This is a genomic window from Streptomyces sp. NPDC029122 (assembly GCF_055569445.1).
This window is the reverse complement of record NZ_JBVHWK010000025.1, coordinates 82,747-101,893: the sequence shown is the minus strand read 5'-3', so window position 1 is coordinate 101,893 and position 19,147 is coordinate 82,747. Positions and strand designations below refer to the sequence as shown.

Genomic DNA, 19,147 nt, shown 5'->3' with positions numbered 1-19,147 from the left:
CTTCGGCCGATTCCGCTCCCGGGCCGGGGTGCGGGGGCCGAATCCGCTTGGAGGGTGCCGGGGGGCATGGCAGGCTGCCCGCATCGTCCGTACACCGCGTTCCGCGCTCCGTACGCCGCACACTCCAAGGACGCCTCAGGCATGAGTACGCCCCCGAACCCGCCCGGGACCCCGTCCGGTCCGCCGCCCGAGCCCGCGGACGCGCCCATACCGGGGGCGGAGAAGCCGTCACCGGAGAAGCCGTCACCGGAGGAGCCGCGGACGCCGCAGACGGACCCCGCGGCGTCCGCGCCGGAGCCGGCGGCCCCCGCCCCCGAGCCGGTGCGGCCGTCGCTGACGAAGACCCCGCCGACGGACGCCCCGCCGGCCCAGGCCCCGACGGCCCAGGCCCCGCCCGCCGACGCCCCGCCCGCCGAGATCCCGCCGCCCCCGCCCGGGGAGTTCAACCCGTGGGCCGCGCCCGCCCCGGGGGCGGCCCCGCCGCAGTTCCCGCCGAGCGCCGCCGCCCCGCCCCCCGGCGCCTGGGGCCACGCCGGCCCGCCGCCCCCGCCGCCCTACGCCGCGTACCCCGACTATGCCGCCCATCCCGGCTTCCGGCCCGCGCCCGTCGCGCCCTCCAACGGGATGGCCGTCGCCGCGCTGGTCCTGGGGCTGGTGGCCGTCCCGGTGGCCATCATCCCGTTCGTGTTCTGGATCGGCGCGCTCCTCGGCCTGACCGCCCTCGGCCTCGGCGTCGCCGCCCTCGTGCGCGCCCTGGCCGGTGCCCCGCGCAAGGTGATGTCGCTCGTGGGCGCCGGCCTCGGCCTGCTCAGCCTGGGCGCCTGCGTCGGCGGCTTGTTCCTCACCGTCGCCGTCGTCGACCGGGCCGTCGAGCGCGCCGGCCGCGAGATCACCGTCGATCCGGAGTGGGACGAGGAGTGGGACGAGGACGACCTGCTCGAAGGTGACGAGGACGCCGCCGTGCCCCCGCCGGGCCCCGGCATCACGACCCCGCTCGACTTCGGCCGTACGTACACGTACCCCAGCGGGATCCAGGTGAGCATCGCCGAACCCCGGAAGTACACCACCAGCAGCCAGTGGATCGAGGTGGGCAACGCGGTGCGGGTGGACTTCACCATCACCAACACCTCCGACCGGCCCCACCGCGTCATCCACGCGATTCCCGCGGTCCTCGACGACCAGGGCCGGCCCGGCAAGCTCGTCTTCGACGGCCGGATGCCCAAGCGCGTCGAGAGGGTGATCGAGCCGGGCCACACGGCGTCCGGCAGCGCCGCCTTCGAGGTGCCGGAGGGTACGAAGTCCATCAGCGCGGACCTCTCCCCCGGCGTCCTGCTGCCCCCGGCGAAGTTCAGCGGCCCGGTCCGCTGAACCGTCCGCCGGGCCCCGGAACCGGTGGCGCCACGGCCCGGCCCAGGACATCGCGTCAGAAAGACGATTAGACTGGGCCCGTGCCTCAACTACGCCTCGCGCTGAATCAGATCGACTCGCAGGTCGGCAACATCGCCGCCAACTCCGACTCGGTCGTGCACTGGACGCGGCACTCCGCCGAGCAGGGCGCCCACCTCGTGGCGTTCCCGGAGATGACGCTGACGGGCTACCCCGTCGAGGACCTGGCCCTGCGGGCGTCCTTCGTGGACGCGTCCCGCACCGCGCTGGCCGCGCTGGCCCGGCGGCTGGCGGACGAGGGGCTCGGCGGGCTCCCCGTCGTCGTCGGCTACCTCGACCGCAGCGAGCGGGCCGCCCCCCGGCTGGGACGCCCCGCGGGGTCCCCGGAGAACGCGGCCGCCGTGCTGTACCGCGGCCGGGTCGTCCTGCGGTTCGCCAAGCACCACCTGCCCAACTACGGGGTCTTCGACGAGTTCCGGTACTTCGTGCCGGGGGAGACCCAGCCCGTCATCCGGGTGCACGGCGTCGACGTCGCCCTGGCCATCTGCGAGGACCTCTGGCAGGAGGGCGGCCGCGTCCCGGCCACCCGCGCCGCCGGGGCCGGGCTGCTGATCTCCGTCAACGCTTCCCCGTACGAGCGCAACAAGGACGACGTGCGCCTCGAACTGGTCCGCAAGCGCGCCCAGGAGGCCGGCTGCACCCTCGCCTACGTGGCGATGATGGGCGGCCAGGACGACCTGGTCTTCGACGGCGACTCGATCGTCGTGGACGCGTCCGGCGAGGTCATCGTCCGCGCCCCGCAGTTCTCCGAGGGCTGCGTCCTGGTCGACCTGGACCTGCCGGCGGCGCGGGCGGACGCCCCCGAGGGGGTGGTGGACGACGGTCTGCGCATCGACCGGGTGATCCTCTCCGAGGAGCCGGTGGAGGCGTACGAGCCGGCCGTGACCGGCGGCTACGCCGAGCGCCTGGACGACGACGAGGAGGTGTACGACGCGCTGGTCGTGGGGCTGCGCGCGTACGTCAGGAAGAACGGCTTCCGTTCCGTCCTGATCGGGCTCTCCGGGGGCATCGACTCGGCGCTCGTCGCGGCCATCGCCTGCGACGCGGTCGGGGCGCAGAACGTGTACGGCATCGCCATGCCCTCGAAGTACTCCTCGGAGCACTCCAGGGGGGACGCCGCGGATCTGGCGGAACGGACCGGGCTGAACTTCCGCACCGTCTCGATCGAGCCGATGTTCGACGCCTACATGGGCTCGCTGGGCCTGACCGGCCTGGCCGAGGAGAACCTCCAGTCCCGGCTGCGCGGCACCCTGCTGATGGCGGTGTCCAACCAGGAGGGGCACATCGTGCTGGCCCCGGGCAACAAGTCCGAGCTGGCCGTCGGCTACTCCACCCTCTACGGGGACTCCGTCGGCGCCTACGGGCCGATCAAGGACGTCTACAAGAGCGACGTCTTCCGGCTCGCCCGGTACCGCAACCGGGCCGCCGTCGAGCGGGGCGAGACCCCTCCCATCCCGGAGAACTCGATCGTGAAGCCGCCGAGCGCCGAGCTGCGCCCGGGCCAGGTGGACACGGACTCGCTGCCGGACTACCCGGTGCTCGACGCGATCCTGGACCTGTACGTGGACCGCGACCAGGGCCTGGAGGAGATCGTCGCGGCCGGCTTCGACCGGCAGCTGGTGGCCCGGACCCTGCGGATGGTGGACACGGCCGAGTACAAGCGCCGCCAGTACCCGCCGGGCACCAAGATCTCCGCGAAGGGCTTCGGCAAGGACCGCCGGCTGCCCATCACCAACGGCTGGCGCGAGCGCGCGTAGCGGCCGCACCCGGCCCGATGGGAAGGGCCGGGGGCCCGCCGCTCGTGCGGCGGGCCCCCGGCCGGCTTTCCGCGGGCGCGCCGCTCACTTGCGCACGGTCACCCGGGCGGCCACCGGGAGGTGGTCGCTGCCCGTGCGGGGCAGGGTCCAGGAGGCCTCCGGCTTGACCCCGCGCACCATGATCTGGTCGATCCGCGCCATCGGGAACTGGGCCGGCCAGCTGAAGCCGAAGCCGTCGCCGGCCGCGCCCTGGGTGGAACGCATCTGCGAGGTGACCTCGGACAGGGCGCGGTCGTTCATGGTGCCGTTGAGGTCGCCGAGCAGGATGACGTTCTTCAGCGGTTCGGCGGCGAGGGCCGCGCCGAGCGCGTCGGCGCTGTTGTCGCGCTGGTTGGCGGTGAAGCCGGCGTTGAGCTTGACCCGGACCGAGGGGAGGTGGGCGACGTACACGCCGATCTCGCCGAAGGGGCTCGCGACGGTGGTGCGCATGGCGCGGGTCCAGCCGAGCCGGATGTCCACGGGCTTGCTGGAGGTCAGCGGGTACTTGCTCCACACGCCGACCGTGCCCTCGACCGCGTGGTACTTGTACGCGCCTCCGAGCGCCTTCTCGTAGACGGGGACGGCGCTCGCCTTGAGCTCGGTCAGGGCCAGCACGTCCGCCCGCGAGGTGGCGAGCGCCTCGCCGGTGCCGCGCGGGTCGGGGTTGTCGGCGTCGACGTTGTGGGCGGCCACCATCAGGTTGCCGCGGGAGCCCGACTTGTCGGTGACCAGGCCGCCGAAGAGGTTCACCCAGACCGCGGCCGTCAGCAGTATCGCGATCAGGGCCGTCGCGGACCTGCGGATCACGGCGATGGCGAGCAGGACCGGCACGGCCAGCCCCAGCCAGGGCAGGAAGGTCTCGACGAGGCTGCCGAGGTTGCCCACGTCGTTGGACAGCTCGGCGTGGAAGATCATCACCAGCGAGATCAGGGCAGCGACGCCGGCGGTGACGATGCCGCGCTTCCAGATGCCGCGGTCGCCCCGCAACTCGGCGAGTAGGCGCTTCAGTCCGGATCCGGGGGGCCCGGGCTCGGAGCCGCCGTTCCCCGTCTCCGTCATGTACGCCTGTGCCATGCCATGTCCTCGCTGCCGTGCTCGCGCTCCGTCCCCGTGCCTTGACCCTAGGCGATGTCGGGAGCCTTCCGTGCCGTCCTCGCGGCCGTACAACCGGGAGGACGAACGGTCGTGCGGCAAGGGTTCCGCTTGTCACGAAACGCGCACATTGGCTCCGGCGCGCCTGGAGACGGGCCAGGAGTGTGACGGACCGGTCAGCGCGCCGCGGCCCTCCCACTTCCGTCCACGGCCGGACGGGTGCCACCATGGTGGGTGAGTCCGGGGACGCCGTGAGGGCGCCTCGAGATGACACAAGGAGCAGTTGCAATGACGCATGCCGTTTCGCCTGCCCGCGAAGCCGCCTCCCCCACCCTGTACGGAGGCACGGGCAACCGGCGGATCACCGTCCGCGACCTCAACCTCGCCAAGGAGCGCGGCGAGAAGTGGCCCATGCTCACCGCCTACGACGCCATGACGGCGTCCGTGTTCGACGAGGCCGGGATCCCGGTGATCCTCGTCGGTGACTCCATGGGCAACTGTCACCTCGGCTACGACACCACCGTCCCCGTGACGATGGACGAGATGACCCTGCTGTCGGCGGCCGTCGTACGGGGCACCAGCCGGGCCCTGGTCGTCGGCGACCTGCCGTTCGGCTCCTACCAGGAAGGCGCCGTGCAGGCGCTGCGCAGCGCGACCCGGCTGGTGAAGGACGCCGGTGTCGGGGCGGTCAAGCTGGAGGGCGGGGAGCGCTCGCTGCCCCAGACCGAGCTGATCGTCCAGTCCGGCATCCCGGTCATGTCCCACCTGGGCCTGACCCCGCAGTCCGTGAACGCCATGGGCTACCGGGTGCAGGGCCGCACCGACGAGGCCGCGCACCAGCTGCTGCGCGACGCGAAGGCCGCGCAGGACGCGGGCGCCTTCGCGGTGGTCCTGGAGCTGGTCCCGGCCGAGCTGGCCGCCGAGGTCACCCGGTCGCTGCACATCCCGACCGTCGGCATCGGCGCGGGCTCGGAGTGCGACGCGCAGGTGCTGGTGTGGACCGACATGATGGGCCTGACCGGCGGGAAGATGCCGCGCTTCGTCAAGCAGTACGCGAACCTGCGCCGGACCATGGGTGACGCGGCGAAGGCCTTCGCCGAGGACGTGGTGGGCGGAACGTTCCCGCAGGAGGAGCACGCCTTCCACTAGTCCCCGCGTACCGACAGCCCGCCGGCAGGCCCGCCGGCGGGCTGTCGGCTGCCTGCCCCCGGGTCGTCGGCCGCGTGTCGGAGGGCTGTCGGCCGGCTGTCGGAGCTTTGTCAGTGACGGCTGGTCCCATGGTGGACATGACGCGAAACGACAAGAACTCCCACGCCGTGGAAGTGCGGGGGCTGGTCAAGCACTACGGCGAGACCAAGGCCCTGGACGGGGTCGACCTGGACGTCCGCGAGGGCACCGTGCTCGGCGTGCTGGGCCCGAACGGCGCCGGCAAGACCACCCTGGTCCGCTGCCTGTCCACCCTGATCGTCCCCGACGCGGGCACCGCCACGGTCGCCGGCTTCGACGTGGTCCGCCAGCCCCGGCAGCTGCGCCGCACGATCGGCCTCACCGGCCAGTACGCCTCGGTCGACGAGAAGCTCTCCGGCTGGGAGAACCTCTACATGATCGGCCGGCTGCTGGACCTGTCCCGCAAGGACGCCCGGGCCCGCGCGGACGAGCTGCTGGAGCGGTTCTCCCTGACCGAGGCCGCGAAGAAGGCGGCGATGCACTACTCCGGCGGGATGCGCCGCCGGCTCGACCTTGCCGCCTCGATGATCGGCCGCCCGGCGGTGCTCTACCTGGACGAGCCGACCACCGGTCTGGACCCCCGTACCCGCAACGAGGTGTGGGACGAGGTGCAGCGGATGGTCGCCGAGGGCGCCACCGTGCTGCTCACCACGCAGTACATGGAGGAGGCCGAGCAGCTCGCGAACGAGCTGACGGTCATCGACCGCGGCAAGGTCATCGCCAAGGGCAGGGTCGACGAGCTGAAGGCCCGTGTCGGGGGCCGCACCCTGCGGATCCGGCCGGTGCACCCGTCCGACCTGCCGGAGATCGCCCGCTCGCTGGCGGAGGCCGGGCTGGACGGGGTGGCCGGCTCCCAGGCGGTGCCGGACGAGGGGGTGCTGCTGGTGCCGATCCTGAGCGACGGGCAGCTGACCGCGGTGGTCGGCCTGCTGGCGGCCCGCGGGTACGCGATCGCCGACCTCGGCACGTACCTGCCCAGTCTGGACGAGGTGTTCCTGTCCATCACCGGCCAGAAGCCGGCGACGGCCGAGGACGCCGCGCCCACCCGGAAGACCGAGCCGAACCAGGAGGTCGCGGCATGAGCACCGCCACCACGACGAAGCCCAGCACCACCGCGGCCGTCACGGCCGCGTCCCGCCCGCCCGCCGAGGGCCGGATCGGCGTGCGGGCCAACCTGCGCCACATCGGCGCGCTCGTCCGCCGCAACGCCCTCCAGATCAAGCAGGACCCGGAGTCGATGTTCGACGTCCTGTTCATGCCGATCATCTTCACGCTGCTGTTCGTGTTCGTCTTCGGCGGCGCGATCTCCGGCAAGGGCAACCAGGGCGAGTACGTCAACTACGTGGTCCCGGGCCTGATGGCGATGATGGGCATGAACATCGCGATGGGTGTCGGCACCGGCGTCAACGACGACTTCAAGAAGGGCGTGATGGACCGCTTCCGGTCCATGCCCATCGCCCGGTCCTCGGTCCTCGTCGCGAAGATCGTGGTGGAGCTCGGCCGGATGATGGTCGCCATCGCCATCCTGCTCACCGTGGGCTTCATCCTGGGCCTGTCCATCAAGTCCTCGGTGCTGGACCTGTTCCTCGCCATCGGGCTGTCGGCCGTCTTCGGCGCCTCCCTGATGTGGATCTTCATCCTGCTGGGTCTGACCCTGAAGACCGCGCAGGCCGTCCAGGGCATGGCGATGCTGGTCCTGATGCCGCTGCAGTTCGGCAGCTCGATCTTCGCCCCGCCGACGACGATGCCGGGCTGGCTGCAGTCCTTCACGGACTACAACCCGCTGTCCAACCTGGCCGACGCCGCCCGCGGCCTGATCAACGGCACCCCGCTGGGGAACTCCGTGTGGGTCACGCTGGCCTGGTCGGTCGCCATCACGGCGGTCACCATGCCGGTCGCGGTCCGCAAGTTCCGCCAGAAGACCTGATCCCCGGCCGGCCGGTCCGTCAGGATCGCGTCCCGGACGGCACCGCACGGGGGAGCCGGCCGGATCAGATGAGGGCGGTGGCCTCCTCCAGGGTGAGGCCGCCGCCCTCGGCGTACGCCGCCTCGTACGCGGCGTCCCCCAGCGCCGCCCGCGCCCGTTCCTCGGCGAGGGCGGCGTCCTCGCGTTCGGAGGAGACCGGGACGTGCCCGGCCGGCAGGTGGGCGCGGTAGGCGCCGATCAGCCGCGCGCTCTCGTACGCCTGCCCCGGGCCGCCCAGGCCGCTCCGGGCCACCGCGGCCGTCAGCAGGTACAGGGCGGGCATCTGCGGGGCGACCATCATCGCCAGCGGGTGCCGGACGGCCCCCGCCGCCTCCCGGGCCAGCAGCAGGGCGTCCTCGTACTTGCCCTCCTGGTTGTCCAGCCAGGCCGTCGTAGCGAGGAGGAACACGTCGAAGACGGCGAAGGCACCGAGGGCGAACTCCTCGCGCAGCATCCTGATCTGGGCGCGGGCCTCGGGGATGCGGCCGGTGCGGCCGTAGACGCCCGCGAGGAACATCCGGGCGGCGGGCATGGCCTCGTTGCCGAACCGCTCCACGGCGGAGAGGCTCTCCGTGAGGATCCCCTCGGCCTCCTCGATCCGGCCGCTCTCCACGAGGGACCCGGCCATCCGAACCCGCAGCACCGTCACCTGCGCCTTGGCGCCGAGGCGTTCGGCGTACTCGATCGCCTCGCGGTAGTCCCGGGCGGACAGGGCGTAGTCCCCGCGCTTCTCCCGGGACTCGGCACGGGCCGACAGGGCCTCGGCGCAGCCCCAGTCGTCGCCGAGTTCACGGAAGAGGGACAGGCTCTCGTCGGCGTCGCGGGAGGCGTCGCCGGCCCAGTCGGCGCGGTTGGCGAGGATGTTGGCCCGCAGCTGGAGGGCGGAGGCGAGCTCCCAGCGGTAGCCGAGCTCGCGGGCGGTGTCGACGGTGGCGTCCACGACCCGCTTGAGCAGCCCGGCGTCGCCCGCGATCATCACGGCGTAGATCCACAGGGAGGCCGGGGTCCGGCAGGTCTGCGGGAGTCCGGGCCGGTAGGTGGCGAGCACGCCCGCCACCTGCTCGCGGACCTCGGGGTTGTCCCAGTCGGTGCTGGTCTGGTCCCGGGAGGCCAGCCGCACCAGGTGCAGGGCGCGCCAGCCCTCGGTGAGGACCTCGCCGGAGTAGGGCGGGGGCGAGTCGACGAGCCGTTCGTAGACGGGCCCGGCGGGGACGTGGGGCGGCCGGAAGGGGTCGGGGCCGAGCTCGGCGGCGGCCTCGGACCAGTGCCGGGACTCGGCGCGGAGGTCCTGCATGTGCCAGTACCAGCCGAGCGAGTGGACGAGGCACAGCACTTCGCCGGTGTCGCGGGCGGCGACGGCCCGGCGCAGGGCGGTACGGAGGTTCTCGTACTCGGTGGCGAGCCGGTCGGCGGCCGCGCGCTGGCCGTGGCCGCGGAGCAGGGGTTCGGTGGTGCGGGCGAGTTCGCGGTAGTGGACGAGGTGGCGGTGCTCGGTGGCCTCGCGGTCCTTTCCCGCGCCGGCCTCGGCGAGGCGCTCGGCGGCGTATTCGCCGACGGTCTCCAGGAGGCGGTAGCGCATGTCTCCGGCGGGGCCGGGCGCGGCCACGACGAGGGACTTGTCGACGAGGGCGGCCATGGCGTCGGCGACGTCGGTGTCCGGGCCGGCGTCCGGGTCCGCGCAGACGGCTTCGGCGGCGTCCAGGTCGCAGCCGCCCGCGAAGACGGACAGCCGTCTGAGGACGGCCCGTTCCGGCTCGTCCAGCAGGTCCCAGGACCAGTCGACGACGGCGCGCAGGGTCTGTTGGCGGGGCAGGACGGTGCGGGCGCCGCCGGTCAGCAGGCGGAAGCGGTCGTCGAGCCGGTCGGCGATCTGGCGCGGGGTGAGGAGCCGCAGGCGGGCGGCGGCCAGCTCGATGGCGAGCGGCAGCCCGTCGAGTCGGCGGCAGATCTCGGCCGCGGCGGCCGGGTCGTCGGTGACCCGGAACCCGGGCCGGGCGGCGGCGCCCCGGTCGCCGAGCAGCCGCAGGGCGACGGGGTCGGGCAGCGGTTCGACGGGGCGCAGGAACTCCCCGGGCACGCCGAGGGGTTCCCGGCTGGTGGCGAGGATCCGCACGCCGGGGCAGTGGGTCAGGAGCCGTTCGGCGAGTACGGCGGCGGCGCCGATGACGTGCTCGCAGTTGTCGAGGAGCAGCAGCAGCCGGCGGCGGGAGCAGTGCTCGGCGAGCCGGTCGAGGGGGTGGTCCCCGGCCCGGTCGGTCAGTGCGCGCAGCTCCTCGGCGGCGGCCCCGCGCAGCTTGGTCCCGCGGGCGCCGAGTGCGGCGAGGGCCGCCTCGGGGACGTCCTCCGGGTCCTCCACGGGCGCCAGCTCGACGAACCACACCCCGTCGGGCCAGGCGTCGGCGGCGGAGCGCGCGTGCGTCTCGGCGGCCTCTTGCGAGAGCCGAGTCTTGCCGGCCCCGCCGGGGCCGAGGAGCGTGACCAGCCGGGCCCGGGCGAGGTCGTCGCCGATGACGCGGATGTCGTCCTCCCGCCCGACGAAGGTGGTGAGCCGCGCCCGGAGGTTCCCGGGGGGCCCGGCGTCGTGCCCGGGGGCGGGGGCGGTGGGGAGCGGGGCGGGGGCGGCCGGGGGTGGCTGGGGGGCCTGCGGGGGCGGGGAGAGGAGCTCCGCGTGGAGGGCGCGCAGGGCGGGGCCCGGGTCCGTGCCGAGGCGGGCGGCGAGGTCCTGACGGACGGTCTCGTACGCGGCCAGCGCCTCCGCCGGGCGGCCCGCCGCACGCAGGGCCCGGATCCGCAGCACCTGCGAGGGCTCGTCCAGCGGCTGCCGCGCACACAGCTCGGTCAGCTCCGGCAGGACCTGTTCCGCCTCGCCCAGCGCCAGCGCCGCGTCCAGGCGGCCCCGGCGCGCGTCCATCCGTACGGCCTCCCAGCGCGCGGACCCGGCCGCCGGATCGGGGAGGGAGGCCAGCGCCGGGCCCCGCCACAGGGCGAGCCCCTCGTCGTACAGGGCCGCCGCCCGGGCCGGGTCCGGCTCGGCCGCGGCGGCGCGCACGAGCCGCTCGAAGCGGTACAGGTCGACGTCGTCCCGCTCCGCCTCCAGCCGGTAGCCTCCCTCCACGGACCGCACGGCCGCGTGCCCGAGCGTCCGCCGCAGCCGCCCCACCAGCGCCTGGAGCGCCGCGACGGCGTCGGCCGGCGGGCCGGCGTCCCACACCTCGGCGACCAGCAGCTCCGCCGGCACCGCGCGGCCCGGCCGCAGGGCGAGCGCGGTCAGCAGGGCGCGCAGGCGCGCTCCGCCGACGGCGACGGGGGTCCCGTCGTCGCGGATGGCCTGGGCGGTGCCGAGAATCGCGTAGCGCACCGGCCCATTCTCTCCGGCACCGCGCCCCCGGCCACGCCGGGCCCGGGGTAGGTTTCGCGGCATGGTTCATCAGGGCGTCCGCAGCGAGCGGCAGATCAGTTCCGTGTTCCTCGGCATCGTCGCCGTCATGGCCGTGACCGGCTGGGCGGTGTGGACGGACTACGCGGCGAGCACGGGGCTGGCCGTGTTCCTCTTCGTCACGTCCGCGTGGGTGGTCTCGCTGTGCCTGCACGAGTACGCGCACGCCCGGACCGCGCTGCACGGCGGCGACATCACGGTCGGCGCCAAGGGCTACCTCACCCTGAACCCGCTGAAGTACACGCATCCGCTGCTCAGCATCGTCCTGCCGGTGGTCTTCGTGATCCTGGGCGGGCTGGGCCTGCCCGGCGGGGCCGTGTACATCGAGCTCGACCGGATCCGGGACCGCTGGAAGCACAGCCTCGTCTCGGCGGCGGGGCCGCTGACGAACGTGGCCTTCGCGGTGGTCTGCACCGCCCCGTTCTGGCTGGGCGCCCTCGACGGGGTCCCGCTCCCCTTCCGTTTCGCGCTGGCCTTCCTCGCGCTGCTCCAGGTCTCGGCGGCGATCCTGAACTTCCTGCCGGTGCCGGGCCTGGACGGCTACGGGATCATCGAGCCCTGGCTCCCCCACCGCGTCCGCCGCGAGCTGGCCCCGCTGGCGCCGTTCGCGCTGATCGGGGTGTTCGTGCTGCTGTGGATCCCGGAGGTGAACGCCGTCTTCTTCGACGCGGTCCGGGGGATCCTGCGCGGGCTCGGCGTCTCGGACCTGGAGACGTACTGCGGCCGCGACCTGTACCGCTTCTGGCAGGGCTCGGACGGGTTCTTCTGCACGGCCCCGCAGGACTAGGGGGTGTCCTGCGGGACGGCCGGACCACGCCGGCCGACGGCCCCGGCCGCCCGGCTACGCGGCCCGCTGCCGCTTCTCGACCTTGGCCTTGCGCACGTAGAACCAGGCCATGTTGGACGTGACGCCGGCCAGCAGCACCCACACGATCCCGAGGAAGCTGCCCTCCACGAAGGCGACCACGGCCGCGGCCACGGCAAGGACGCAGACGACAAGGGCGAACACGGCAAGGCGGGGCATCGGGAACAGCTCCTCGGGGACACGTAAGGGGGTCGAACCCCTCCAGTGTCCCCCATCCCGCCCGGGCCCCGCCGCCGACGCGGGCCCCGAGGGGCGGTGCGGCCCCCGGAGGGCGGTGCGGGCCCCGGGGGCGGTTCGGGTCAGACGTCGGTGAGGCGCAGGCCCGCGTGGGCCTTGTAGCGGCGGTTGGTGGAGATGAGGTTGGCCACCATCGCCTCGACCTGGTGGGCGTTGCGCAGGCGGCCGGCGAAGACGCCGCGCATGCCCGGGATGCGGGCGGCGAGGGCCTGGACGAGGTCGGTGTCGGCGCGGGATTCGCCCAGGACCATCACGTCGGTGTCGATCTCCTCGACCGAGGCGTCCTGGAGGAGGACGGCGGAGAGGTGGTGGAAGGCGGCGGTGACGCGGGAGGCGGGGAGCAGGGCGGCGGCCTGCTGGGCGGCGCTGCCCTCTTCGACCTGGAGGGCGTATGCGCCCTGCTTGTCGAAGCCGAGGGGGTTCACGCAGTCCACGACGAGCTTGCCGGCGAGGTCCTCGCGCAGGGCTTCGAGGGTCTTGGCGTGGCCCTCCCACGGCACCGCGATGATCACGATGTCACTGCGGCGGGCGCATTCGGCGTTGTCGGCGCCCTCGACGCCGAGGCCGAGATCTTCGGCCGCGCTGCGGGCGCGGTCGGCGGCGCGGGAGCCGATGATCACCTTCTGGCCCGCGCGGGCGAGCCGGTATGCCAGGCCGCGGCCCTGGTCGCCGGTGCCGCCGAGGACGCCGACGACGAGGCCGGAGACGTCCGGGAGGTCCCAGGGGTCCTTGGCCGGCGGCTTCTGGGTGCTGTCTGAGGAAGTCATGGGGGCGAGGGTACTGCCGAGTAGGCCGGACGAGGAGAGTCCGATGGTGCAGGATGCCGCCATGGATGCCGTGAGGGTGGCGCTGCTGCGCGAGGTGCTCGCCGGGACCGGGTGGCCGGACGAGGCCCGGCGCTTCGCGGGCTCGCTGCGGCGGTCGGTGGCGCCGTGCGGGGGCAGCCTGCTGCTGGTGGGGACCGAGCAGTACGAGCCCTGGCACCTGGCGGCGCACCTGGTGGACGAGGCCGCCTGGTCGGGTCAGCCGGAGCTGGCGCCGACGCTGGTGCGCCACCACGTGCGGCCGGGTGAGCCGCCGCACCTGTCGGTGGGGCTGAGCCGGCTGGAGGCGGCCCGGCGCGGGCACACGCTGCTGGTGGTGGCGCCGGAGCGGCCCGGCGGGGGGCTGCTGGAGCGGGTGCACGACGCCCGGCGCGCGGGGGCGACCGTACTGTCCCTGGACGGCGGGGACCCCGACCTGGGCACCCTCGCCCACGACGCCCTGTCGGTGCCGCCGGTCACCTCGGAGCTGGATCTGGACACCGTGCAGCACCTGGTCAGCGCGGCGGCCGGGGAGAACGGCCCGCCGGAGCGGCGGGGGCCGCGGCGGCTGCGCGACCGGCTGGCCGGGCTGGCCGAGCGGCTGACCGCTCCCCCGCCCAGCCGCTGGTAGGCCGCGCCGACGCGGACGGCCCGGTCAGGGGGTGGGGCCGCCGCCTTCCTCGTCCTCGCGGGTCTTGTCGTTCCACTTGGGGTCGTTCTGCCATTCGAGGTTGCGTTCCTGCGCGGTCTCCATGGCGTGGGCGGCCTCTTCACGGGTGGTGTAGGGGCCGAAGCGGTCCTTGGCCGGGCACTCGGGACCTTCCTCGACCTTCCGGTGGACCAGGCAGTAGTACCACTCGCCCGGTTTTCCCACCTGACGCTTCTTGAACAGGGCCATCACCTCGGGGCTCCTCTCGACGCCGGCTTTCCGGTACCGCCGCTCGATACCGTTCGATACCGCTCCTCGTCGCCATGCTGCCCCATCGCCGCTGGATACACTCGCTTGCATGTCTGGCCAGTCGCTGCTCGTACCAGGCGAGCTCTCTCCCGTCCGTTCCGTCCCCGGAAACATCCGCCGGCCCGAGTACGTGGGCAAGCCCGCGCCCGCTCCGTACACCGGACCGGAGGTGCAGTCGGCCGAGACGATCGAGGCCATGCGCATCGCCGGCCGGATCGCCGCGCAGGCGATGGAGGAGGCCGCGAAGCACATCGCGCCCGGGGTGACCACCGACGAGCTGGACCGGGTCGCGCACGAGTACATGTGCGACCACGGCGCCTACCCGTCGACGCTCGGTTACCGGGGGTTCCCGAAGTCCCTGTGCTCCTCGCTGAACGAGGTCATCTGCCACGGGATCCCGGACTCGACCGTCCTGCGGGACGGCGACATCGTGAACCTCGACGTGACCGCGTACATCGGCGGGGTGCACGGCGACAACAACGCCACCTACCTGTGCGGCGAGGTGGACGAGGAGTCGCGGCTGCTGGTGGAGCGCACCCGGGAGGCCCTGAACCGGGCGATCAAGGCGGTCAAGCCCGGCCGCCAGATCAACGTCATCGGCCGCGTCATCGAGTCGTACGCGAAGCGGTTCGGGTACGGGGTGGTCCGGGACTTCACCGGCCACGGCATCAACTCGTCCTTCCACTCGGGCCTGATCATCCCGCACTACGACAGCCCGCACGCCACCACCGTCATCGAGCCCGGGATGACCTTCACCATCGAGCCGATGCTGACGCTGGGGACCCACGAGTACGACATGTGGGAGGACGGCTGGACGGTCGTCACGAAGGACCGCAAGCGCACGGCGCAGTTCGAGCACACCCTGGTGGTGACGGACACCGGCGCGGAGATCCTGACCCTGCCGTAGGGGCCGGCCGCGGGGGCGCGTCGGCCGGGGCGCGTCGGCCGGGGCGCGTCGGCGTGATTTCGCCGCCCGGAGGGTTTTTACCGACAAGGCGTCGGGAACACATTGACTGAGGTAAGCCTAAGCAGGAGGATCGGGCGTGGCGGCGGTGTGTCGCCGGGCCCGTTCCTCTTCTCCGGAGGTCAGTCTTGGACGCGTTCTCCACGGTCATCCGTGTCGCCTCGCACGAGCAGCACACCGAAGCCGAGACCTCGACGTTCATGAGCGACCTGCTCGGCGGGCGCCTCGGGGTGGACGCGTACACCCGCTACACCGAGCAGCTGTGGTTCGTGTACCGGGCGCTGGAGGACGGCGCCGAGTCGCTGCGGGAGGACCCGGTGGCGGGCCCCTTCATACGGCCCGAGCTGATGCGCGTCGCCGAGATCGAGCGCGACCTGGCCCACCTGCTCGGCCCGGGCTGGCGGGACGCCGTCAGCGCACTGCCGGCGACGCGGGCGTACGCGGACCGGGTCGCTCAGTGCGCGGCCTCCTGGCCGGGCGGGTACGTCGCCCACCACTACACCCGCTACCTGGGTGACCTCTCCGGCGGCCAGATCATCCGGGACAAGGCCGAGCGCACCTGGGGCTTCGAGCGCAAGGGCGACGGCGTGCGGTTCTACGTCTTCGCGGACATCTCCAACCCGGCCGCCTTCAAGCGGACCTACCGGGAGCTGCTGGACGCGATCGCCGCGGACGACCTGGAGAAGCAGCGCATCATCGACGAGTGCAAGCGGGCCTTCGACTTCAACGGCGCGGTCTTCCGCGAGTTGGGCGAGGAGTTCCCGCTCAGCGCGTAGGCCCCGGGCTGCCGGGCGGTGCGACGGGCGAGGGGCCGGGCAGGTGCGTGCGCACCGGCCCGGCCCCCTCGTGCGTCACGCGGCGAAGCGGACGCGGCCGCCGATCTCGATCGTGCCGTCGGGGCCGGGGGCGGTGAGGATCTGGGAGCCGGCGCCCTGGGTGATGTTGAGGGCGCGGTCCAGCTCGGCGGTGAGGAGTATCGCCGCCGAGCCGGTGGCCTCGTCCTCGGTGATGACCCCGTCCGGGCGGCGCGGGAAGCCGCGGGCGCGGATCCGTCCCGCGGTCTCGTCCTCCCAGGCCCACGCGTACAGCCAGCCCTCGCCGGGCGGCGGGGCGGGCAGCGCGTCGACCTCGGCGGGGGTGGCGTACTGCTCGGTGCGCTTGCCGGTGACCCACTCGGGGCGGGCGGTGATCCAGGTGAACTCGCCGTCGTCACGCGCCCATACGGATCCGGCGGGCGGCTGGAGCTCCTCGATGTCCAGCAGCCAGGCGACCCCGACCAGCGGGTGTCCGGCGAAGGACATCCGGGTGCCGGGGGTGCGGATGTCGACGACCCCGCGCTCGGGGTCGTCGACGAACACCGTCTCGCTGTAGCCCAGTTCGGCGGCGAGGGCCTGCCGGGAGGCGTCGTCCGGGCAGGTGCGGCCGTCGCGGACGACTCCGAGCAGGTTGCCGAAGCGGCCGTCACCCGCGCAGAAGACCTTGATCACGTCTAGATCGTTCACGCTGGCATTCAAGCACGGCGCGGCGTCCGGACCCCGTGGCCGGGGAGCGCACGGCTGCCGGTGGAGGTGCTCGCGATCCTCGCACGGGCGCCCCGCCTCCGGAGGTCCCGATGCGGGACCGCCGCACTCCGCGCCCCCGCCCCGCCGGGCCCCGCGGGGGCCGGAGCGGACGGTGCTTGACTCCCGTTTGACCCTCCCTTGAGGGGGTCATGGAGGGGTCGTGACGGGCTCGTGTCCGGGGCCGGAACCTGAGAGACGAATCACTGGACGACTGGGTGCCGGTCAGGTAAGCCTCGGTTAAGTTAGGTCGGCCTCACCGGCCTGCCCCGCCTTCACCGGCCTGCCCCCGCCTTCCCCGGCCTGCCCCGCCTTCACCCAGGAGCCCCCATGCGCCCCGCCCGCCTCACCGTGCTCACCGCGGCAGCAGCCGTCGCCGCGCTCACCGCAGTCACCGGCTGCGCCGAGAAGAGCGACAAGAGCGGTTCCGGAGCGATCCACGTGAACGCGACCGACAGCGCCTGCGAGGTCTCGCGGACCGAGTTCCCGGCCGGCAAGGTCTCCATCGAGGTGGAGAACAAGGGTTCCAAGGTGACCGAGCTCTACGTGCTCTTCCCGGACGACCGGATCGTCTCCGAGCGGGAGAACATCGGCCCCGGTACCAAGGCCACCATCACCGCGGAGATCAAGGCGGGCGACTACGAGTTCGTCTGCAAGCCAGGCATGAAGGGCGACGGCATCCGCACGAAGGTCAAGGCCACCGGCAAGGGCGGCACCGAGAAGCGCAGCCCCGAGCTGGACGCCGCGGTCGCCGCGTACCGCAAGTACGTCCAGGAGCAGGCCGACGAGACCCTGCCGAAGGCCCAGGTCTTCGCCGACGCCGTCAAGGCCGGGGACCTGGAGGCCGCGAAGAAGGCCTACGCCCCCTCCCGCATCGGCTGGGAGCGCACCGAGCCCGTCGCCGAGTCCTTCGGCGACATCGACCCGAAGGTCGACGTCCGCGAGGACGGCCTGGAGGCCGGCCAGGACCCGGCCAAGGACTGGACCGGCTGGCACCGCCTGGAGAAGTCCCTCTTCCAGGACGGCAAGATCGGCGACGAGGAGAAGAAGCTCGCCGACACCCTGATCGCCGACCTGACCGCATGGCAGAAGAAGGTCGGCCAGGCCGAGATCACACCCACCTCCATGGCCAACGGCGCCAAGGAGCTGCTCGACGAGGTCGCCACCGGCAAGGTGACGGGCGAGGAAGAGCGCTACAGCCACACCGACCTGGTCGACTTCAAGGCCAACGTGGAGGGCGCCCAGAAGTCCTACGAGCTCCTCAAGGCGGTCACCGTCAAGAACGAGCCGGAGCTCGCCAAGCAGCTGGACACCCAGTTCGCCGCGCTGAACACCCTGCTCGACAAGTACCGCGCCGACAAGAACGGCTACGAGTTCACCTCGTACGACAAGGTCGGCGAGGCGGAGCGCAAGGAGCTCTCGGACGGTGTGAACGCACTGGCCGAGCCCCTCTCCAAGCTGGCCGCCGCGGTCGTCAAGTAGTCCGGAGCCAGGCAGAGGCGGGAGATCCACCATGACCGACGAGGTGTCGGAAGAGACCACGGGCGCCGCCGGGGCGCCCTCGCGCCGCGCCGTACTGGGCTGGGGCGGGGCCGGGCTGGCGGTCGGCGCGGCCGCGGCCGGCGGCGCGGCGGCCGCGTTCGGCGGTGGCCCGGACGTCTCCCCGGCGGCAGCGGCCGGTGCGGCGGTCCCCTTCCACGGCGAGCACCAGGCCGGCATCGCGAGCGCCGTCCAGGACCGGCTGCACTTCGCGGCCTTCGACGTGCGGACGAAGAGCCGCGACGAGCTGGTCGGGCTCCTCAAGGACTGGACGGCGGCGGCCCGGCTGATGACGGCCGGGCAGCCGGTCGGCGACGCGTACGGCGGCCTGCCCGAGGCCCCGCCCACCGACACCGGCGAGGCCCTCGGCCTCAAGCCCTCCCGCCTCACCCTGACCATCGGCTTCGGCCCGGGCCTGTTCGCCAAGGACCGCTTCGGTCTGGAGGGCAGGCGCCCGGAGGCGCTGGTGGACCTGGAGCTCTTCCCCGGCGACAACCTGGACGCGGCCCGCTCCGGCGGCGACCTGTGCGTCCAGGCCTGCGCCGACGACCCGCAGGTCGCCGTGCACGCCATCCGCCAGCTGGCCCGCATCGGCTTCGGCAAGGTCGCGGTGCGCTGGTCGCAGCTGGGCTTCGGCAAGACCTCGTCCACCACCCCGGACGAGCAGACCCCGCGCAACATGATGGGTTTCAAGGACGGCACCCGGAACATCTCGGGCACCGACAAGACGGCCCTGGCCAAGCACGTGTGGGTCGGCGCGGGCGACGGCAGCGACTGGATGACCGGTGGCTCGTACCTGGTGGCGCGCCGCATCCGGATGAACATCGAGACCTGGGACCGCACCTCCCTGCAGGAGCAGGAGGACATCTTCGGCCGGGACAAGGGCGAGGGTGCCCCCGTGGGCAAGTCGAGGGAGCGCGACGAGCCGTTCCTGAAGGCGATGAAGCCGGAGGCACACGTGCGCCTCGCGCACCCCGACAGCAACGACGGGGCGACGATCCTGCGGCGCGGCTATTCCTTCACCGACGGCACGGACGGCCTGGGCCGCCTCGACGCGGGCCTGTTCTTCCTGGCCTACCAGCGTGACGTCCGCAAGGGCTTCGTCCCCGTCCAGCGCAGCCTGGCGAAGGCCGATGTTCTCAACGAGTACATCCAGCACGTGGGTTCGGCGGTCTTCGCCGTCCCGCCGGGCGTCCGCGACAAGGACGACTGGTGGGGCCGGACTCTGTTCGCATAAGTCCCCGCCGGAGAGGAAACGC

The 19,147-nt window shown here is 73.2% G+C and carries 17 protein-coding genes; 11 read left to right on the top strand and 6 right to left on the bottom strand.

The genetic code is table 11. From position 1 onward, the window contains the following. Positions 1 to 141 precede the first annotated feature (141 nt). Complete coding sequence (locus ACZ4WZ_RS25970) at positions 142 to 1,368, top strand: hypothetical protein (RefSeq protein WP_467893894.1); 1,227 nt, start codon at positions 142 to 144, stop codon at positions 1,366 to 1,368. Positions 1,369 to 1,448: 80 nt separating this feature from the next. Next, entirely contained in the window at positions 1,449 to 3,203 is a 1,755-nt protein-coding gene (locus ACZ4WZ_RS25965) for an NAD+ synthase (protein ID WP_467893892.1), read from the top strand. An 84-nt stretch (positions 3,204 to 3,287) separates the two neighbouring features. Here the strand turns inward: ACZ4WZ_RS25965 and ACZ4WZ_RS25960 are convergent, their stop codons facing one another. Further along, a complete protein-coding gene (locus tag ACZ4WZ_RS25960) occupies positions 3,288 to 4,316 on the bottom strand; it encodes an endonuclease/exonuclease/phosphatase family protein (protein ID WP_467893890.1) in 1,029 nt (342 codons plus the stop codon). A gap of 306 nt (positions 4,317 to 4,622) precedes the next feature. Here ACZ4WZ_RS25960 and panB point away from each other — a divergent pair, with 306 nt between their 5' ends. The 3 genes from panB to ACZ4WZ_RS25945 all read left to right on the top strand — a co-directional run bounded on the left by panB (position 4,623) and on the right by ACZ4WZ_RS25945 (position 7,488). Beyond that, entirely contained in the window at positions 4,623 to 5,483 is an 861-nt protein-coding gene (panB, locus tag ACZ4WZ_RS25955; RefSeq protein ID WP_467893888.1) for a 3-methyl-2-oxobutanoate hydroxymethyltransferase, read from the top strand. A 128-nt stretch (positions 5,484 to 5,611) separates the two neighbouring features. Continuing rightward, positions 5,612 to 6,643, top strand: coding sequence for an ATP-binding cassette domain-containing protein (locus ACZ4WZ_RS25950; protein WP_467893886.1), 1,032 nt, complete (start codon positions 5,612 to 5,614; stop codon positions 6,641 to 6,643). Beyond that, positions 6,640 to 7,488: an ABC transporter permease gene (locus ACZ4WZ_RS25945; protein ID WP_467893885.1), complete on the top strand. Its 849-nt coding sequence runs from the start codon at positions 6,640 to 6,642 to the stop codon at positions 7,486 to 7,488. Before ACZ4WZ_RS25950 ends, ACZ4WZ_RS25945 begins: the two co-directional genes overlap by 4 nt. 64 nt (positions 7,489 to 7,552) lie before the next feature. Here the strand turns inward: ACZ4WZ_RS25945 and ACZ4WZ_RS25940 are convergent, their stop codons facing one another. Then, complete coding sequence (locus ACZ4WZ_RS25940; protein WP_467893883.1) at positions 7,553 to 10,885, bottom strand: ATP-binding protein; 3,333 nt, start codon at positions 10,883 to 10,885, stop codon at positions 7,553 to 7,555. A gap of 61 nt (positions 10,886 to 10,946) precedes the next feature. Between ACZ4WZ_RS25940 and ACZ4WZ_RS25935 the strand changes: the two genes are divergently transcribed. After that, positions 10,947 to 11,750 carry a site-2 protease family protein gene (locus tag ACZ4WZ_RS25935; RefSeq protein WP_467893881.1) on the top strand — a complete coding sequence of 268 codons (804 nt, stop codon included), beginning with the start codon at positions 10,947 to 10,949 and terminating at the stop codon, positions 11,748 to 11,750. A gap of 54 nt (positions 11,751 to 11,804) precedes the next feature. Here ACZ4WZ_RS25935 and ACZ4WZ_RS25930 read toward each other — a convergent pair whose 3' ends face one another. Then, a complete protein-coding gene (locus tag ACZ4WZ_RS25930; RefSeq protein ID WP_467893880.1) occupies positions 11,805 to 11,987 on the bottom strand; it encodes a hypothetical protein in 183 nt (60 codons plus the stop codon). A 140-nt stretch (positions 11,988 to 12,127) separates the two neighbouring features. Beyond that, complete coding sequence (npdG, locus tag ACZ4WZ_RS25925; RefSeq protein WP_467893879.1) at positions 12,128 to 12,832, bottom strand: NADPH-dependent F420 reductase; 705 nt, start codon at positions 12,830 to 12,832, stop codon at positions 12,128 to 12,130. A gap of 61 nt (positions 12,833 to 12,893) precedes the next feature. Here npdG and ACZ4WZ_RS25920 point away from each other — a divergent pair, with 61 nt between their 5' ends. Beyond that, positions 12,894 to 13,499, top strand: a complete 606-nt coding sequence (locus tag ACZ4WZ_RS25920) for a hypothetical protein (protein ID WP_467893878.1) — start codon at positions 12,894 to 12,896, stop codon at positions 13,497 to 13,499. A 24-nt stretch (positions 13,500 to 13,523) separates the two neighbouring features. On the opposite strand, the gene ACZ4WZ_RS25915 is transcribed toward ACZ4WZ_RS25920, so the two are convergent. After that, a complete protein-coding gene (locus ACZ4WZ_RS25915) occupies positions 13,524 to 13,766 on the bottom strand; it encodes a hypothetical protein (RefSeq protein WP_467893876.1) in 243 nt (80 codons plus the stop codon). Positions 13,767 to 13,875: 109 nt separating this feature from the next. Between ACZ4WZ_RS25915 and map the strand changes: the two genes are divergently transcribed. Continuing rightward, the gene (map, locus tag ACZ4WZ_RS25910; protein WP_388935920.1) at positions 13,876 to 14,733 is read left to right on the top strand and encodes a type I methionyl aminopeptidase; all 858 of its coding nucleotides are present in this window, start codon (positions 13,876 to 13,878) and stop codon (positions 14,731 to 14,733) included. Between the two features lie 185 nt (positions 14,734 to 14,918). Then, entirely contained in the window at positions 14,919 to 15,566 is a 648-nt protein-coding gene (locus tag ACZ4WZ_RS25905; protein WP_467893874.1) for a biliverdin-producing heme oxygenase, read from the top strand. A gap of 75 nt (positions 15,567 to 15,641) precedes the next feature. Here ACZ4WZ_RS25905 and ACZ4WZ_RS25900 read toward each other — a convergent pair whose 3' ends face one another. Beyond that, a complete protein-coding gene (locus ACZ4WZ_RS25900) occupies positions 15,642 to 16,292 on the bottom strand; it encodes a PhzF family phenazine biosynthesis protein (RefSeq protein WP_467893872.1) in 651 nt (216 codons plus the stop codon). Between the two features lie 387 nt (positions 16,293 to 16,679). Here ACZ4WZ_RS25900 and efeO point away from each other — a divergent pair, with 387 nt between their 5' ends. Further along, on the top strand, positions 16,680 to 17,831 hold the full coding sequence (efeO, locus tag ACZ4WZ_RS25895; RefSeq protein WP_467893870.1) for an iron uptake system protein EfeO: 1,152 nt from the start codon (positions 16,680 to 16,682) through the stop codon (positions 17,829 to 17,831). 31 nt (positions 17,832 to 17,862) lie between these two features. Next, positions 17,863 to 19,125 carry an iron uptake transporter deferrochelatase/peroxidase subunit gene (gene efeB / locus ACZ4WZ_RS25890; RefSeq protein ID WP_467893868.1) on the top strand — a complete coding sequence of 421 codons (1,263 nt, stop codon included), beginning with the start codon at positions 17,863 to 17,865 and terminating at the stop codon, positions 19,123 to 19,125. Positions 19,126 to 19,147 lie beyond the last annotated feature (22 nt).